The following is a 15,234-nucleotide window of genomic DNA, read 5'->3' as shown; positions in this document are numbered from 1 at the left end:
GGCCTTTGGAGATGAGCGATGAGCACCTTGAGTTGGGTTCGCGGCGTTAACGGCACGTTGGGCTGGGTGGCGCCGAAGTTGATTGCGAGCAAGATGCGGCAGGTGTTCATGACGCCCCGTGAATTGCCGCCCCGTGACTGGGAAATGCCGCTGCTGGCCAGCGCCGAGCGCATCACCTTGCGCTTTGGGCTCTCGGCCTTGCGCTGGGGGCAGGGCCCGGTGGTGTTACTGATGCACGGCTGGGAAGGGCGGCCGACCCAGTTCGCCAGCCTGATCACCGCCCTGGTGGACGCCGGTTATACGGTGGTCGCCCTGGACGGTCCTGCCCACGGCCGTTCGCCGGGGCGCGAGGCCAACGTCGTGATGTTCGCCCGCGCCATGCTCGAAGCCGCGGCCGAGTTGCCGCCCCTGCAAGGGGTCATCGGTCACTCCATGGGCGGCGCCAGTGCGATGCTGGCAGTGCAACTGGGGCTGCGCACCGAAACCCTGGTGAGTATCGCGGCACCGGCGCGGATTCTGGGCGTGCTGCGTGGTTTTGCCCGCTACGTCGGAATGCCGCCCAGGGCGCGCTCGGCGTTTATCCGGCAAATTGAAAAGGATGTGGGGTTTTCGGCTTCAAGGCTCGATGTCGCCCACTATCAGCTGGATATGCCCGGGCTGATCGTACATGCCGAGGACGATATCTTCGTCCCGGTGAGCGAGTCGCAACTGATCCACGAGGCCTGGTTCGACAGTCGTCTGTTGCGCCTGGAGCAGGGCGGACATCAGCGGGTGCTGGCCGACTCGCGAGTGATCGACGGGGTGCTGGGCTTGCTCGCGGGTCGCAGCCTGCAGACGCGGCAATCGGCCTGATCATCCGTTACACTGCTCCCGGTCGAATAATCGGACCGGGAGCGAGGCATGGGCTGGGATCGGGCAACACCCTTTGTGATTGACCTGCAGGTGGCCGCAGAGGACATCGACGGGCTGGGACACGCCAACAACGCGGTGTACGTCACCTGGCTCGAACGTTGCGCCTGGCGCCACTCACAGCGCCTTGGGCTGGACCTGGTGGAGTATCGACGGTTGGACCGGGCCATGGCCGTGGTCCGCCACGAGATCGATTACCTGGCGGCGGCCTATGAGGGTGACGAGCTGCAGTTGGCGACCTGGATCGTCGACTGGGACCAGCGCCTGAAAATGACCCGGCATTTCCAGCTGGTTCGCCCCAGCGACAACGCGACCCTGCTGCGCGCGCAAACCACCTTTGTCTGTATCGAACTGTCCAGCGGCAGGCCCAAGCGCATGCCCGCCGAGTTCATCGAAGGCTACGGTCCAGCGTTGCACGTCCCCGCCTGAACGGATTGATGGAATGCAAAAACGGCACCCGAGGGTGCCGTTTTTTTGTTGCTGCGTTTCGCTTGAGCGATCAGCCCGCCAGGCCGGCTTGCTGGACCAGGGTCAGCAGCGGTTGCGGGTAGACGCCCAGGAAGAACGCCAGGGCGGCGATGGCCAGCAGCATTACGCCACCTGCCTTTTGCTCCCAGTGCAGCTGTGCGTCGACGCGGCGCAGGTTAGGCTCGATCAGGAACAGGGTAACCATCACGCGCAGGTAGTAGAACACGCCGATGGCGCTACCCAGCACCAGCGAACCGACCAGCCACCATTGGTGCGCTTCGACACCGGTGGCAATGATGTAGAACTTGCCGATGAAGCCAGCGGTCAGCGGAATGCCGGCCAGGGACAGCATCATCACGGTCAGCACGGCGGTCAGGTACGGACGGCGCCAGAACAGGCCGCGGTACTCGTACAGGGCGTCGGCGTCACGGCCTTTGTATGGCGAGGACATCAGGGTGATCACGCCGAACGCGCCAAGGCTGGTGATCACGTAGGTGACCAGGTACACGCCGATGGCTTCCAGGGCCAGGCCCTTGCTCGCCACCAGGGCAATCAGCAGGTAGCCGAAGTGGGCAATGGAGGAGTAACCCAGCAGACGCTTGAGGTTGCTCTGGGTCAGTGCCAACAGGTTACCGAACAGGATCGAGGCAATCGCGATCACGGTCAGGACGTTGCTCAGCACGGCGGTGTTGGCGGCTGGGGATATCTGGAACAGACGCACCATGACCGCAAACACTGCAACTTTCGAGGCAGTCGCCAGGAACGCGGCGACAGGGGCCGGAGCACCTTCGTACACGTCCGGCGTCCACAAGTGGAAAGGCACCAGGGACAGTTTGAACGCCAGGCCCACCAGCATCATCGCCATGCCCAGTTGCGCCAGCGGGCTGGCCGCGCCGCTGGCGGCCAGGGCGTGACCGATACCGCTGAAGCTCAGGCTGCCAGCATCGGCATAGAGCAGCGCCATGCCGAACAACAGGAACGCGGAACCGGCAGCCGACAGCACCATGTACTTGATGCCGGCTTCCAGGGAGCGCTTGTTGAAGAAGGCGTAGGCCACCAGACCGTAGACCGGTACCGAGAGCAGCTCCAGGCCGATGAACAAGCCGGCCAGGTGTTGCGCGCTGACCAGCACGATACCGCCGGCCGCAGCCAGCAGGATCAGCAGGTACAGCTCTTCGCGGTTGCCCGGGTAGCCAGTGCCGCCTTCGCCGAGGTAGGCGTGGGCGAGGGTGACGCAGGCCAGGGTCGCCACAAGGATCAGTGCGATGTACAGCAGCGCGAAGTTGTCGACCAGCATCAGCGGGGTGACGACCAGCGGCGCGACCTTGAGTGCCGGCAGGATAGACAGCAAGGCCAGGTTAAGACCCGCCACCGAGAGCAGGAAAGTCTGTGAGTGGTTGCGGCGCCATGCGATAGCCAGCATCACCACAATCACGGTGAGGCTGGTGATCAACAGTGGCGCTAGCGCGATAAAGTGTTGAATCGTGAATTCCATAGCGCTCTTACCGGGCCGAAGCGAGTTGAGTGAAGGCGGTACCGAGCCATTGCTGCACACCATGCATCGTCGCAGCAGAGGTATCGAGGAACGGTTGCGGGTAGACGCCGAGGTAGATCAGCAGTACCGCAAGGCCGAGCACCATGATCAGTTCGCGAGCATCCATACCGTGCAGCACCGCGTCCGACTTGGACGGGCCGAAGTAGGCACGGTGGATCATGATCAGCGAGTAGACCGAACCGAACACCAGGCCGGAGGTGGCAATCGCGGTGATCCATGGCGCACTGGCGAACGTGCCGATCAGGATCAGGAACTCACCGACGAAGTTGCCGGTACCTGGCAGGCCCAGGGAAGCGGCTGCGAAGAACAGGCTGATGGCCGGCAGGTAGGCGATCTTCGACCACAGGCCACCCATTTCACGCATGTCGCGGGTGTGGGTGCGCTCGTACAGTTGGCCGCTGAGGATAAACAGTGCCGCCGCGGACAGGCCGTGGGCAAGCATCTGGATCACGGCGCCTTGCAGGGCCAGCTGGCTGCCGGAGTAGATACCGATCAGCACGAAGCCCATGTGCGAGACGCTGGAGAACGCGATCAGGCGCTTGATGTCGGTCTGGGCAAATGCCAGGAACGCACCGTAGAAGATCCCGACCAGGCCCAGGGCCATGGCGATCGGCGCGAACTCGGCCGAGGCGTTCGGGAACAGCGGCAGGGCGAAACGCAGCAGGCCGTAGGCCGCGGTTTTCAGCAAGATACCGGCAAGGTCGACGGAGCCTGCGGTCGGCGCCTGGGCGTGAGCGTCAGGCAACCAGGAGTGGAACGGCACCACGGGCAGCTTGACCGCGAAGGCGATGAAGAAGCCGAGCATCAGGATGTACTCGGTGGTCATCGACATCTTGGTTTTCAACAGGTCGGCGTAGTTGAACGTAATCACGCCTGTGCTGTTGAAGTTGACCAGTACCAGACCGAGGATCGCCACCAGCATGATCAGGCCGGACGCCTGAGTGAAGATGAAGAACTTGGTCGCCGCGTAGATCCGGGTTTTCTTGCCGTCCGAAGAACTGTGACCCCAGAGCGCGATGAGGAAGTACATCGGCACCAGCATCATTTCCCAGAGGAAGAAGAACATGAACAGGTCCAGCGCGAGGAACACGCCGACAACGCCGCCCAGGATCCACATCAGGTTCAGGTGGAAGAAACCCACGTGACGCTGAATCTCTTTCCACGAGCAGAGTACCGAGAGGATACCCAGCAGGCCGGTCAGCAGGATCATCAACAGCGACAGGCCGTCGAGGGCCAGGTGCACGTTGATGCCAAAACGCTCGATCCAGACGTGCTTGAACTCAAGCGCCCAAGTCGGATCGGCGCCAGGTGCCGGAGCAAATGAATAGTCACCGTGGGCCCACAGCCAGAGGCCGAGGGCGAGTTCCAGGGTCATGGTCAACAGCGCAATCCAGCGTGGGAGGGTGGCGCCGAAGCGCTCACCCATCCAGCACAACAGGCCGCCGATGAAGGGGATCAGGATTAGCCAAGGCAGAATCATGACGGGCTCGTTTCCTTTCGCAAATTCGCAAGGTTCATATCAGACCGCTACCAGCACGATGGCGCCGATAACCAGCACAGCACCAGCAGCCATCGAGGCGGCGTACCAACGCAGTTGACCCGTCTCGGTGCGGCTCAGGGAGTTGTGACCCCCTTTGGCCAGACGCGGGATCAAACCGATGGTTTGGTCGAACGGGTCTTTGCGCAGCAGGTGACTGATCGCCAGGTACGGCTTGACGAACAGCTTGTCGTAGATCCAGTCGAAGCCCCAGGCGGCGAACCACCAGGCCGAGAGCAGACGGCCGATGCCGCTGTTGGCGATGGCCGTGACAAACCGACGCTTGCCCAGGAACAGCAGCGCGGCCAGCAGGATACCGGACAGAGCGATGGCGCCCGAGGCGATTTCCAGGCTGTGCTTGGCTTCGCCACCGGCATGCCCGACGCTTTGCGGCAGGACACCGTGCAGCGGCGGCACGATCATCGCGCCAATGGCAGTCGACAGCACGATCAGCACCGACAGTGGCAGCCAGTGGGCAATGCCGTGGCCGGCGTGGGCTTCGGTCTTCGCTTCACCGTGGAACGCGATGAAGATCAGGCGGAAGGTGTACAGCGAGGTCATGAATGCACCCACCAGACCTGCGTACAGCAGGGCGTGGTTGCCGCTGGCAAAGGCTTCCCAGAGGATTTCGTCTTTCGAGTAGAAACCTGCGGTCACCAGTGGCAGGGCCGCCAGGGCCGCGCCGCCGACGATGAAGCTGGCGTAGGCCAGTGGCAGTTTTTTCCACAGGCCGCCCATCTTGAAGATGTTCTGCTCGTGGTGGCAGGCCACGATCACCGCACCGGACGCGAGGAACAGCAGCGCCTTGAAGAAGGCGTGGGTCATCAGGTGGAAGATCGCGCCGTCCCAGGCACCGACGCCCAGGGCCAGGAACATGTAGCCGATCTGGCTCATGGTCGAGTAGGCGAGGATACGCTTGATGTCGGTCTGGACCAGGGCTGCGAAACCCGCCAGCACCAGGGTCACACCGCCGACGATGCCGACCAGTTGCAGAATGTCCGGCGCCAGGGCAAACAGACCGTGGGTACGGGCAATCAGGTAGACACCGGCGGTGACCATGGTCGCGGCGTGGATCAGTGCCGAAACCGGGGTCGGGCCGGCCATTGCGTCCGCCAACCAGGTTTGCAGCGGCAGCTGGGCCGATTTACCGACCGCGCCACCCAGCAGCATCAGGGTCGCCAACACGATCCAGAAGTCGCCGGCCTGGAATTTCTGCGGTGCCAGCACCAGCAGTTCCTGGATGTTCAGCGTGCCCACCTGTTGGAACAGGATGAACAGGCCGATGGCCATGAACACGTCGCCGATACGGGTGACGATGAACGCCTTGAGTGCCGCGTTACCGTTGTTGCGGTTGCTGTAGTAGAAACCGATCAACAGGTAGGAGCACAGGCCCACGCCTTCCCAGCCGAAGTACAGGAACAGCAGGTTATCGCCCAGCACCAGGAACAGCATGCTGGCGATAAACAGGTTGGTGTAGGCGAAGAAGCGCGAGTAACCGGCTTCACCGCGCATGTACCAGGACGCGAACAGGTGGATCAGGAAGCCCACACCCACCACGACGCCGAGCATGGTGACCGACAGGCCATCCAGGTACAGGGCGAAGTTGGGGGTGAAACCTTCCACCGCCATCCACTGCCACAACACCTGGGTGTAGTGGCCGCCTTCAGGCGGTGCGACGTTGAACTGCCAGATTACGTAGGCAGTGACGATCGCCGAGAGGCCGATGGAGCCGACGCCGATCAGCGCCGCGAGGTTTTCCGAGATGCGTCCGCGGGAGAACGACAGCAGCAGGAACCCGATCAGGGGGAATACGAAAGTCAGGAAGAGTAGGTTCATCCGCGCATCTCACTGGCAGCGTCGATATCGAGCGTGTGGAAGCGGCGATACAGTTGCAGCAGGATCGCCAGGCCAATACTGGCCTCGGCGGCTGCCAGGCTGATCACCAGGATGAACATGACTTGTCCATCCGGCTGGCCCCAACGTGCACCGGCAACGATGAATGCCAGGGCAGCGGCGTTCATCATCACTTCCAGGCTCATCAACACGAAAAGAATGTTGCGGCGGACCATCAGGCCGACCAGGCCGAGGCAGAACAGGATGCCGGCGACGGCCAGTCCATGCTCTAAAGGGATAGCAGGCATGAATTACTCCTTCGCCTCGTTGCGGCCCAAGTGGAACGCCGTGACGGCTGCAGCGAGCAGCAGCATCGAGGCGAGTTCGACCACCAGCAGGTAAGGACCGAACAGGCTGACGCCCACGGCCTTGGCGTCCACGGTGGTAAGACCAATGGCAGCGCCGCTGGAGTGGCTGAACAGTACGTACAGCAGTTCAGCCAACAGCAGCGCGGCGAGCACGACCGGGCCCAGCCAGATACCGGGCTTGAGCCAGACGCGTTCCTGCTGAACCGAGGCCGGGCCCAGGTTCAGCATCATCACCACGAACACGAACAGCACCATGATGGCGCCGGCATAGGCGATCACTTCCAGGACCCCGGCAAATGGCGCACCGAGGCTGAAGAAGGTCATCGCCACGGCGATCAGCGAAATAATCAGGTAGAGCAGGGCGTGCACAGGGTTGGTGTTGGTGATCACACGAAGCGTGGACACCACCGCGATACCCGATGCGAAATAGAAAGCGAATTCCATCTTTCTTCCTTAAGGCAGCAAGCTCTTCACGTTGATCGGCTCGGCTTCATTTTGCGCGGAGCCTTTTGGCTTACCGGCAATGGCCATACCTGCAACACGATAGAAGTTGTAGTCAGGGTTTTTACCGGGACCGGAGATCAGCAGATCTTCTTTCTCGTAAACCAGGTCCTGACGCTTGAACTCGGCCATTTCGAAATCCGGCGTGAGCTGGATTGCGGTGGTCGGGCAGGCTTCTTCGCACAGGCCGCAGAAAATGCAGCGCGAGAAGTTGATACGGAAGAAGTCCGGGTACCAGCGACCGTCTTCGGTTTCAGCTTTCTGCAGCGAGATGCAGCCGACCGGGCAGGCCACGGCGCACAGGTTGCAGGCTACACAACGCTCTTCACCATCGGGGTCGCGGGTCAGGACGATACGGCCACGGTAGCGAGGCGGCAGGTACACCGCCTCTTCCGGGTATTGCAGGGTGTCGCGCTTGCGAAAGCCATGGCCGAAAACCATGATCAGGCTGCGCAACTGGGTACCAGTACCCTTAACGATGTCGCCAATATATTTGAACATGGGTCAAATCCTCACTGAACCGCGCCCGCAGGCGTGTTCAACAACACAACCGCAGCGGTCACCAGCAAATTGATCAGGGTCAGTGGCAGGCAGAATTTCCAGCTGAAATCCATCACCTGGTCATAACGCGGGCGCGGAATCGAAGCGCGCAGCAGGATGAACAGCATGATGAAGAACGCGGTCTTCAATGCGAACCAGAAGAAAGCCAGTTGCGGCAGGATGCCGAACGGACCGTGCCAGCCACCGAAGAACAGGGTGACCAGCAGCGCCGAGATCAGGATGATGCCGATGTACTCGCCGACGAAGAACATGCCCCATTTCATGCCGGCATATTCAATGTGGTAACCGTCGGCCAGTTCCTGCTCCGCTTCCGGCTGGTCGAACGGGTGACGGTGAGTCACGGCGACGCCAGCAACGAAGAAGGTACAGAAACCGAAGAACTGCGGAATGATGAACCACAGGTTCTGCGCCTGGTACTCGACGATGTCGCGCATGTTGAACGAGCCGACCTGGACCACGATGCCCATGAGCGCCAGGCCCATGAACACTTCGTAGGACACGGTCTGGGCCGAGGCACGCAAGCTGCCCAGCAGGGCGAACTTGTTGTTACTCGACCAGCCGGCGAACAGCACCGCGTAGACCGACAGGCCGGCCATGGCGAAGAAGAACAGCAGGCCGATGTTCAGGTCCGCCACACCCCAGGTCGGGGTGATCGGGATGATCGCGAAGGCGATCAGCAAGGCGCTCATGGCCACGACCGGTGCCAGGGTGAAAATCACCTTGTCGGCAAACGGCGGGGTCCAGTCTTCCTTGAAGAACATCTTGAGCATGTCGGCGGCGATCTGGAACATGCCGAACGGGCCAACGCGGTTCGGACCATAACGGTCCTGCCACCAGCCCAGCAGGCGACGTTCGACGAAGCTGAGCAGGGCACCTGCGACCACCACGGCCAGCATCACCACCAGGGCCTTGACGACCGCGATGATGGTGTCGATCACTTCAGGGGTGAACCAGGTCATTGCGCTGCCTCCTGCAGACCGTCAACGGAAAAGCCTGCGATCGCCGGTGGAATGCCCGCCAGACCGACAGGCAGGGCCACCAGGCCAGCACCCAGCTGTTCATTGATGCGCAGCGGCAGACGCAGGGTCTGGCCGGCCACGTTCAGGCTCAGCAGGGCGCCATCGTTGACTCCCAGGCGATCGGCTTCGGACTTGGCCAGCGCCACGTAGGCGGCCGGAATGCGCTCTTGTACCGGCGCGGCCTTGGAAGAGTTCTCTTCGCTGCCGAACAGGTGGAAGAACGGCACGACCTGCCAGGTGCCCTGGGCCGGGTTGAAGGCGCGAGGCACATTGGCGAACCAGTTCAGCGCATCACCGGTGCTTTCGATCAGGCGGGTGCCCGGGTCGCCAGCGCGGATGTGACCACCGACTTCGTCCTGGAACTTGTTCCAGGCTTGCGGCGAGTTCCAGCCCGGAGACCAGGCGAATGGCACTTGCTGACGCGGCTCGACCGAGCCCGAGTAACCTTCCATGGAGAAGGCGAACGCGGTGTCGTTGTCTTGCGGGGTACGCGGTTCATGCACGCTGATGTCGGCCCGCATGGCGGTCCGGCCGGAGTAACGCAGCGGCTCACGGGCCAGCTTCATGCCCTTGATGCGGAACGCAGCGGACGGGGCGGCATCGACGATGCGCGCCAGTTGCGGCGTGCTGGAAGCGACGGCAGCGGTCACGTGGTCGAGCTGGGTCCAGTCGATCGGCTGGTTCAGCAGGGTGGCGCGCAGGGCATGCAGCCAGCGCCAGCCTTCGTGGACCAGGATGCTGGCGTCCATGTACTTCGGATCGAACACCTGGAAGAAGCGCTGGGCGCGACCTTCCTGGCTGACCAGGGTGCCATCGCCTTCGGCGAAGCTGGCAGCTGGCAGGACCAGGTGCGCGCGATCGCTGGTGGCAGTCTTCTGATGGTCAGCGACGATCAGCACTTTCGCGGCGTTCAGGGCTGCATCGACCTTGGCCTTGGCGGTGCGGGTGTACAGATCGTTTTCCAGTACGACGATGGCGTCGGCCTGGCCGTCGATGACCGCTTGCAGGGCAGCGTCAACCGATTCGCCACCGAGCATGGCCAGGCCAAGGCTGTTGGCCTCTGGGACGATCAGGCTGATGGAACCGTTCTTCTCGCGCAGCTTCAACGCCTTGGCGATGTTCGCGGCGGCTTCGATCAAGGCTTTGGAGCCCAGGGAAGTGCCGGCGATGATCAGTGGGCGCTTGGCTGCCAGCAGGGCGTCGGCGATGCGCTGGGCCAGTGCCAGGGCTTCGCTGTCCAGGCCGGCAACGGCTGGGGCGCTGGCGTCGAGGGCGTGAGCCACGGCGAAACCGATGCGGGCCAAGTCGTCGGGAGCGGCGTGTACGCACTCTTCGGCGATGTCGTCGAGCTTGGTTTCAGCGATGCTTGCGATGAACAGCGGGTTCAGCGCGTGCTGGCCGATGTTCTTCACCGCGGCGTCGAGCCAAGGCTGGACGCGCATGGCGTCGGCCATGTCTTCGGCCTTGCCCTTGACCGACTGGCGCAGGGACAGGGCCATGCGGGCGGCAGTCTGGGTCAGGTCTTCACCGAGGACGAAGATCGCGTCGTGGTCTTCGATGTCGCGCATGTTCGGCACTGGCAGCGGGCTGTCTTTGAGCACCTGCAGGACCAGGCGGATACGCTCCAGTTCAGCGGCTTCGATACCGCTGTAGAAGTGCTCGGCGCCGACCAGTTCGCGCAACGCGTGGTTGCTTTCGAGGCTCGCGCGGGGCGAACCGATACCGACGATGTTGCGACCGCGCAGCAGGTCGGCGGCTTTATCCAGTGCTTCGTCGAGGCTCAGTTTGGCGCCATTGGCCAGCAGTGGCTGGCGTGGGCGGTCTTCGCGGTTGACGTAGCCATAGCCGAAACGGCCACGGTCGCACAGGAAGTACTGGTTCACCGAACCGTTGAAACGGTTCTCGATGCGACGCAGTTCGCCGTAGCGCTCACCCGGGGAGATGTTGCAACCGCTGGAGCAGCCATGGCAGATGCTCGGCGAGAATTGCATGTCCCACTTGCGGTTGTAGCGCTCGGAGTGAGTCTTGTCGGTGAACACACCGGTCGGGCAGACCTCGGTGAGGTTGCCGGAGAACTCGCTTTCCAGGGTGCCGTCTTCAACGCGACCGAAGTACACGTTGTCGTGGGCGCCGAACACACCGAGGTCGGTGCCGCCGGCGTAGTCTTTATAGAAGCGCACGCAGCGGTAGCAGGCGATGCAGCGGTTCATCTCGTGGGAGATGAACGGGCCCAGTTGCTGGTTCTGGTGAGTACGCTTGGTGAAGCGGTAACGGCGCTCGTTGTGGCCGGTCATTACCGTCATGTCTTGCAGGTGGCAGTGACCGCCTTCCTCACAGACCGGGCAGTCGTGAGGGTGGTTGGTCATCAGCCATTCAACAACGCTGGCGCGAAAGGCCTTGGACTCTTCATCGTCGATGGAGATCCAGGTGCCATCGGTGGCAGGGGTCATGCAGGACATGACGATACGACCACGGGTGTCGTTCTCGTCGGTGTACTGCTTGACCGCGCACTGGCGGCAAGCGCCAACGCTGCCAAGGGCGGGGTGCCAGCAGAAGTAAGGAATATCGAGGCCTAGCGACAGACATGCCTGTAACAGGTTGTCTGCCCCGTCGACTTCGAGCGCTTTGCCGTCTACGTGGATAGTGGCCATGGTTCAAAGTTCTTCGTTGGCCCGGTGTCAGCGGGCGTGGCTAATGGAATCTTGTCATTCGCGTGAGTCAAAACAGCCGCGGGCGGCGTCATCACACGAGAAGGCGAAGGGCACGGACCCTTCGCCTTGTTAAGCGTTACGCGCCGACTACGATCGGCCTTGCCAGAGGCGGGACAGCGGCGCTGATAGGCGCGATGCCGGCTTCGAACTCTGGACGGAAGTATTTGATTGCGCTGCCCAATGGCTCCACGGCACCCGGTGCGTGAGCACAGAAGGTCTTGCCTGGGCCGAGGAAGCCGACCAGACCCAGCAGGGTCTCGATGTCACCGGGTTGGCCTTCGCCTTTCTCGATGGCCATCAGCAGCTTGACGCTCCATGGCAGGCCATCGCGGCAAGGGGTGCAGAAACCGCACGACTCACGGGCGAAGAACTGTTCCATGTTGCGCAGCAGGGACACCATGTTCACGCTGTCGTCCACCGCCATGGCCAGGCCGGTACCCATACGGGTGCCCACTTTGGCGATGCCGCCGGCGTACATTTGTGCGTCCAGGTGTTCTGGCAACAGGAAGCCGGTACCGGCGCCGCCTGGCTGCCAGGCCTTGAGCTTGAAGCCGTCGCGCATGCCGCCAGCGTAGTCTTCGAACAGCTCGCGGCCGGTCACGCCGAACGGCAGCTCCCACAGGCCCGGGTTCTTGACCTTGCCGGAGAAGCCCATGAGCTTGGTGCCCATGTCTTCGCTGCCTTCACGGGCCAACGACTTGTACCAGTCCACGCCGTCGGCAATGATCGCCGGCACGTTGCACAGGGTTTCGACGTTGTTCACGCAGGTCGGCTTGCCCCACACGCCTACGGCGGCAGGGAAGGGGGGCTTGGAGCGCGGGTTGGCGCGGCGGCCTTCGAGGGAGTTGATCAGTGCGGTTTCTTCACCGCAGATGTAACGCCCGGCGCCGGTGTGCACGAACAGCTCGAAGTCAAAGCCCGAGCCGAGGATGTTCTTGCCCAGCAGGCCAGCGGCCTTGGCTTCTTCCACGGCACGGTTGAGGTGCTTGGCGGCGGTGGTGTACTCGCCACGCAGGAAGATGTAGCCACGGTAGGTTTTCAGCGCGCGGGCGCTGATCAGCATGCCTTCGATCAGCAGATGGGGCAGTTGCTCCATCAGCATGCGGTCTTTCCAGGTGTTGGGCTCCATTTCATCCGCGTTGCACAGCAGGTAGCGGATGTTGATGGATTCGTCTTTGGGCATCAGGCCCCACTTCACGCCCGTGGGGAAGCCTGCACCGCCGCGCCCCTTGAGGCCGGCGTCTTTCACGGTCTGGACGATGTCGTCCTGGGCCATGTCGGCGAAGGCCTTGCGAGCGGCCGCGTAACCGTTCTTGGCCTGGTACTCGTCGAGCCACACAGCCTCGCCGTCGTCACGCAGGCGCCAGGTCAGCGGATGGGTCTCTGCCGAGCGCTTGATGCGGTTGGCCGGGCCGAAGGAAGTCAGGGTCATACGTAGCCCTCCAACAGTTTGGCAACGCCAGCAGGCTGTACGTCACCGAAAGTGTCGTCGTCGATCATCAACGCCGGCGCCTTGTCGCAGTTGCCGAGGCAGCAGACTGGCAGCAGGGTGAAGCGACCGTCGGCAGTGGTCTGGCCCAGGCCGATCCCCAGCTTGCTCTGGATTTCGCTGACCACCGACTCGTGGCCGCCGATGTAGCAGACCATGCTGTCGCAGACGCGAATGATGTGGCGGCCCACTGGCTGGCGGAAGATCTGGCTGTAGAACGTCGCCACGCCTTCAACGTCGCTGGCCGGGATGCCGAGGATTTCGCCGATGGCGTACAGGGCGCCATCGGGCACCCAGCCACGTTCCTTCTGGACGATCTTCAGGGCTTCGATCGACGCCGCGCGCGGGTCTTCGTAGTGATGCAACTCGTGCTCGATGGCCGAGCGCTCGGTTTCACTCAAGGTGAAACGGTCTGTCTGGATAAGCGTGCTGTTCATGCTTAGCGGTCCACGTCGGCCATAACGAAGTCGATACTACCCAGGTACGCAATCAAGTCCGCGACCATGCTGCCTTTGATCACCGAAGGGATCTGCTGCAGGTGCGGGAAGCTTGGAGTACGGATCCGGGTGCGGTAGCTCATGGTGCCGCCGTCGCTCGTCAGGTAGTAACTGTTGATGCCCTTGGTCGCTTCGATCATCTGGAAGGATTCGTTGGCCGGCATGACCGGGCCCCACGAAACTTGCAGGAAGTGCGTGATCAGGGTCTCGATGTGCTGCAGCGTGCGCTCTTTAGGCGGCGGCGTGGTCAGCGGGTGATCCGCCTTGTACGGGCCTTCCGGCATGTTGCGCATGCACTGGTCGATGATCTTGATGCTCTGGCGCATTTCTTCGACGCGCACCATGCAGCGGTCGTAGGCATCGCCATTGGCCGCCAGCGGTACTTCGAATTCGAAGTTCTCGTAGCCGGAGTACGGACGCGCCTTGCGCAGGTCGAAATCGCAACCGGTGGAACGCAGGCCGGCACCGGTGACGCCCCATTCCAGGGCCTCTTTGGTGTTGTAGGCGGCGACGCCGATGGTCCGACCCTTGAGGATGCTGTTCTGCAGGGCGGCCTTGGTGTATTCGTCGAGGCGCTTTGGCAGCCATTCAACGAAGTCCTTGACCAGTTTTTCCCAGCCGCGTGGCAGGTCGTGGGCGACACCACCGATGCGGTACCAGGCCGGGTGCAGGCGAAAGCCCGTAATGGCTTCGATCACCGTGTACGCCTTCTGGCGGTCGGTGAAGGTGAAGAACACCGGGGTCATGGCGCCGACGTCCTGGATGTAGGTACCCAGGAACAGCAGGTGGCTGGTGATCCGGAAGAACTCGGCCATCATGATGCGGATGACGTCGACCTTCTCGGGCACCTTGATGCCGGCCAGCTTCTCGACCGAGAGCACGTACGGCAGGTTGTTCATCACGCCGCCGAGGTAGTCGATACGGTCGGTGTACGGGATGAAGCTGTGCCAGGACTGACGCTCGGCCATTTTCTCGGCACCACGGTGGTGGTAGCCGATGTCCGGTACGCAGTCGACGATCTCTTCGCCGTCCAGCTGCAGGATGATGCGGAACGCACCGTGAGCCGAAGGGTGGTTGGGACCCAGGTTGAGGAACATGTAGTCCTCGTTCGCCCCGGAGCGTTTCATGCCCCAGTCTTCAGGCTTGAAGCGCGCGGCTTCTTCCTCGAGCTGTTGCTTGGCCAGGGTCAGGCTGAACGGGTCGAACTCGGTGGCGCGGGCCGGGAAGTCCTTGCGCAGCGGGTGACCTTCCCAGGTCGGCGGCATCATGATGCGCGACAGGTGCGGGTGACCTTTGAAGTCGATGCCGTACATGTCCCAGACTTCACGCTCGTACCAGTTGGCGTTGGGCCAGATGCTGGTGACGGACGGCACGCTGAGGTCGCTCTCGGACAAGGCGACCTTGATCATTACGTCACTATTACGTTCGATCGACATCAGGTGGTAGAACACGGTGAAGTCGACGCCGCCTGGTAGCCCTTGACGCTTGGTGCGCAGACGCTCGTCCACGCCATGCAGGTCATAGAGCATGACGTACGGCTTGGGCAGGTTGCGCAGGAAGGTCAGGACTTCGACGAGTTTGGCACGGGCAACCCAAAGCACCGGCATGCCGGTGCGGGTAGGCTGGGCAGTGAATGCCTCGGGGCCAAAACGGTTGTTCAGTTCGACGACCACATCCTGGTCGTCTGCCTTGTAAGGCGGGATGTACAGAGCACTGCCTGTAGTCATGGTTATTTATCGCTTTCGGTCAACGTAAAGAATGAAGCCAGCTTTCGGTTTCTTTGCAG

The 15,234-nt window shown here is 62.4% G+C and carries 13 protein-coding genes; 2 read left to right on the top strand and 11 right to left on the bottom strand.

The features are described 5' to 3' along the window. Positions 1-18 precede the first annotated feature (18 nt). Positions 19-852, top strand: coding sequence for an alpha/beta fold hydrolase (locus H7995_RS06730; RefSeq protein WP_185818147.1), 834 nt, complete (start codon positions 19-21; stop codon positions 850-852). Positions 853-900: 48 nt separating this feature from the next. After that, positions 901-1,338 (top strand): acyl-CoA thioesterase, encoded by a 438-nt coding sequence (locus H7995_RS06725; protein WP_166589931.1) that lies wholly within the window; start codon positions 901-903, stop codon positions 1,336-1,338. Positions 1,339-1,408: 70 nt separating this feature from the next. Here H7995_RS06725 and nuoN read toward each other — a convergent pair whose 3' ends face one another. The 11 genes from nuoN to nuoC all read right to left on the bottom strand — a co-directional run bounded on the left by nuoN (position 1,409) and on the right by nuoC (position 15,175). Next, entirely contained in the window at positions 1,409-2,872 is a 1,464-nt protein-coding gene (nuoN, locus tag H7995_RS06720; RefSeq protein ID WP_159996950.1) for an NADH-quinone oxidoreductase subunit NuoN, read from the bottom strand. A gap of 7 nt (positions 2,873-2,879) precedes the next feature. Next, positions 2,880-4,412 (bottom strand): NADH-quinone oxidoreductase subunit M, encoded by a 1,533-nt coding sequence (gene nuoM / locus H7995_RS06715; RefSeq protein WP_185818146.1) that lies wholly within the window; start codon positions 4,410-4,412, stop codon positions 2,880-2,882. A gap of 39 nt (positions 4,413-4,451) precedes the next feature. After that, positions 4,452-6,305, bottom strand: coding sequence for an NADH-quinone oxidoreductase subunit L (nuoL, locus tag H7995_RS06710; protein ID WP_159996946.1), 1,854 nt, complete (start codon positions 6,303-6,305; stop codon positions 4,452-4,454). Next, complete coding sequence (nuoK, locus tag H7995_RS06705) at positions 6,302-6,610, bottom strand: NADH-quinone oxidoreductase subunit NuoK (RefSeq protein ID WP_093421177.1); 309 nt, start codon at positions 6,608-6,610, stop codon at positions 6,302-6,304. The genes nuoL and nuoK overlap by 4 nt, the downstream gene beginning before the upstream one ends. Before the next feature lie 3 nt (positions 6,611-6,613). Next, complete coding sequence (gene nuoJ, locus H7995_RS06700; protein WP_182341109.1) at positions 6,614-7,114, bottom strand: NADH-quinone oxidoreductase subunit J; 501 nt, start codon at positions 7,112-7,114, stop codon at positions 6,614-6,616. Positions 7,115-7,123: 9 nt separating this feature from the next. Further along, positions 7,124-7,672: an NADH-quinone oxidoreductase subunit NuoI gene (gene nuoI, locus H7995_RS06695; protein WP_042559871.1), complete on the bottom strand. Its 549-nt coding sequence runs from the start codon at positions 7,670-7,672 to the stop codon at positions 7,124-7,126. A gap of 11 nt (positions 7,673-7,683) precedes the next feature. Continuing rightward, entirely contained in the window at positions 7,684-8,691 is a 1,008-nt protein-coding gene (nuoH, locus tag H7995_RS06690; protein WP_166589929.1) for an NADH-quinone oxidoreductase subunit NuoH, read from the bottom strand. Then, a complete protein-coding gene (nuoG, locus tag H7995_RS06685) occupies positions 8,688-11,402 on the bottom strand; it encodes an NADH-quinone oxidoreductase subunit NuoG (protein ID WP_185818145.1) in 2,715 nt (904 codons plus the stop codon). The genes nuoH and nuoG overlap by 4 nt, the downstream gene beginning before the upstream one ends. A 136-nt stretch (positions 11,403-11,538) precedes the next feature. After that, on the bottom strand, positions 11,539-12,894 hold the full coding sequence (gene nuoF, locus H7995_RS06680) for an NADH-quinone oxidoreductase subunit NuoF (protein WP_095165241.1): 1,356 nt from the start codon (positions 12,892-12,894) through the stop codon (positions 11,539-11,541). Continuing rightward, a complete protein-coding gene (gene nuoE / locus H7995_RS06675; RefSeq protein ID WP_008020715.1) occupies positions 12,891-13,388 on the bottom strand; it encodes an NADH-quinone oxidoreductase subunit NuoE in 498 nt (165 codons plus the stop codon). Before nuoE ends, nuoF begins: the two co-directional genes overlap by 4 nt. A gap of 2 nt (positions 13,389-13,390) precedes the next feature. Then, on the bottom strand, positions 13,391-15,175 hold the full coding sequence (nuoC, locus tag H7995_RS06670) for an NADH-quinone oxidoreductase subunit C/D (RefSeq protein WP_095165240.1): 1,785 nt from the start codon (positions 15,173-15,175) through the stop codon (positions 13,391-13,393). Positions 15,176-15,234 lie beyond the last annotated feature (59 nt).

It is taken from the genome of Pseudomonas kielensis (genome assembly GCF_014236655.1).
Taxonomy (GTDB): domain Bacteria; phylum Pseudomonadota; class Gammaproteobacteria; order Pseudomonadales; family Pseudomonadaceae; genus Aquipseudomonas; species Aquipseudomonas kielensis.
This window is presented reverse-complemented; position numbering and strand designations above follow the sequence as displayed.

Bases quoted from the DNA above. Each gene is read 5' to 3' on its own strand.
- H7995_RS06730 (WP_185818147.1), top strand. From the start codon at position 19: ATGAGCACCTTGAGTTGGGTTCGCGGCGTTAACGGCACGTTGGGCTGG.
- H7995_RS06725 (WP_166589931.1), top strand. From the start codon at position 901: ATGGGCTGGGATCGGGCAACACCCTTTGTGATTGACCTGCAGGTGGCC.
- nuoN (WP_159996950.1), bottom strand. From the start codon at position 2,872: ATGGAATTCACGATTCAACACTTTATCGCGCTAGCGCCACTGTTGATC.
- nuoM (WP_185818146.1), bottom strand. From the start codon at position 4,412: ATGATTCTGCCTTGGCTAATCCTGATCCCCTTCATCGGCGGCCTGTTG.
- nuoL (WP_159996946.1), bottom strand. From the start codon at position 6,305: ATGAACCTACTCTTCCTGACTTTCGTATTCCCCCTGATCGGGTTCCTG.
- nuoK (WP_093421177.1), bottom strand. From the start codon at position 6,610: ATGCCTGCTATCCCTTTAGAGCATGGACTGGCCGTCGCCGGCATCCTG.
- nuoJ (WP_182341109.1), bottom strand. From the start codon at position 7,114: ATGGAATTCGCTTTCTATTTCGCATCGGGTATCGCGGTGGTGTCCACG.
- nuoI (WP_042559871.1), bottom strand. From the start codon at position 7,672: ATGTTCAAATATATTGGCGACATCGTTAAGGGTACTGGTACCCAGTTG.
- nuoH (WP_166589929.1), bottom strand. From the start codon at position 8,691: ATGACCTGGTTCACCCCTGAAGTGATCGACACCATCATCGCGGTCGTC.
- nuoG (WP_185818145.1), bottom strand. From the start codon at position 11,402: ATGGCCACTATCCACGTAGACGGCAAAGCGCTCGAAGTCGACGGGGCA.
- nuoF (WP_095165241.1), bottom strand. From the start codon at position 12,894: ATGACCCTGACTTCCTTCGGCCCGGCCAACCGCATCAAGCGCTCGGCA.
- nuoE (WP_008020715.1), bottom strand. From the start codon at position 13,388: ATGAACAGCACGCTTATCCAGACAGACCGTTTCACCTTGAGTGAAACC.
- nuoC (WP_095165240.1), bottom strand. From the start codon at position 15,175: ATGACTACAGGCAGTGCTCTGTACATCCCGCCTTACAAGGCAGACGAC.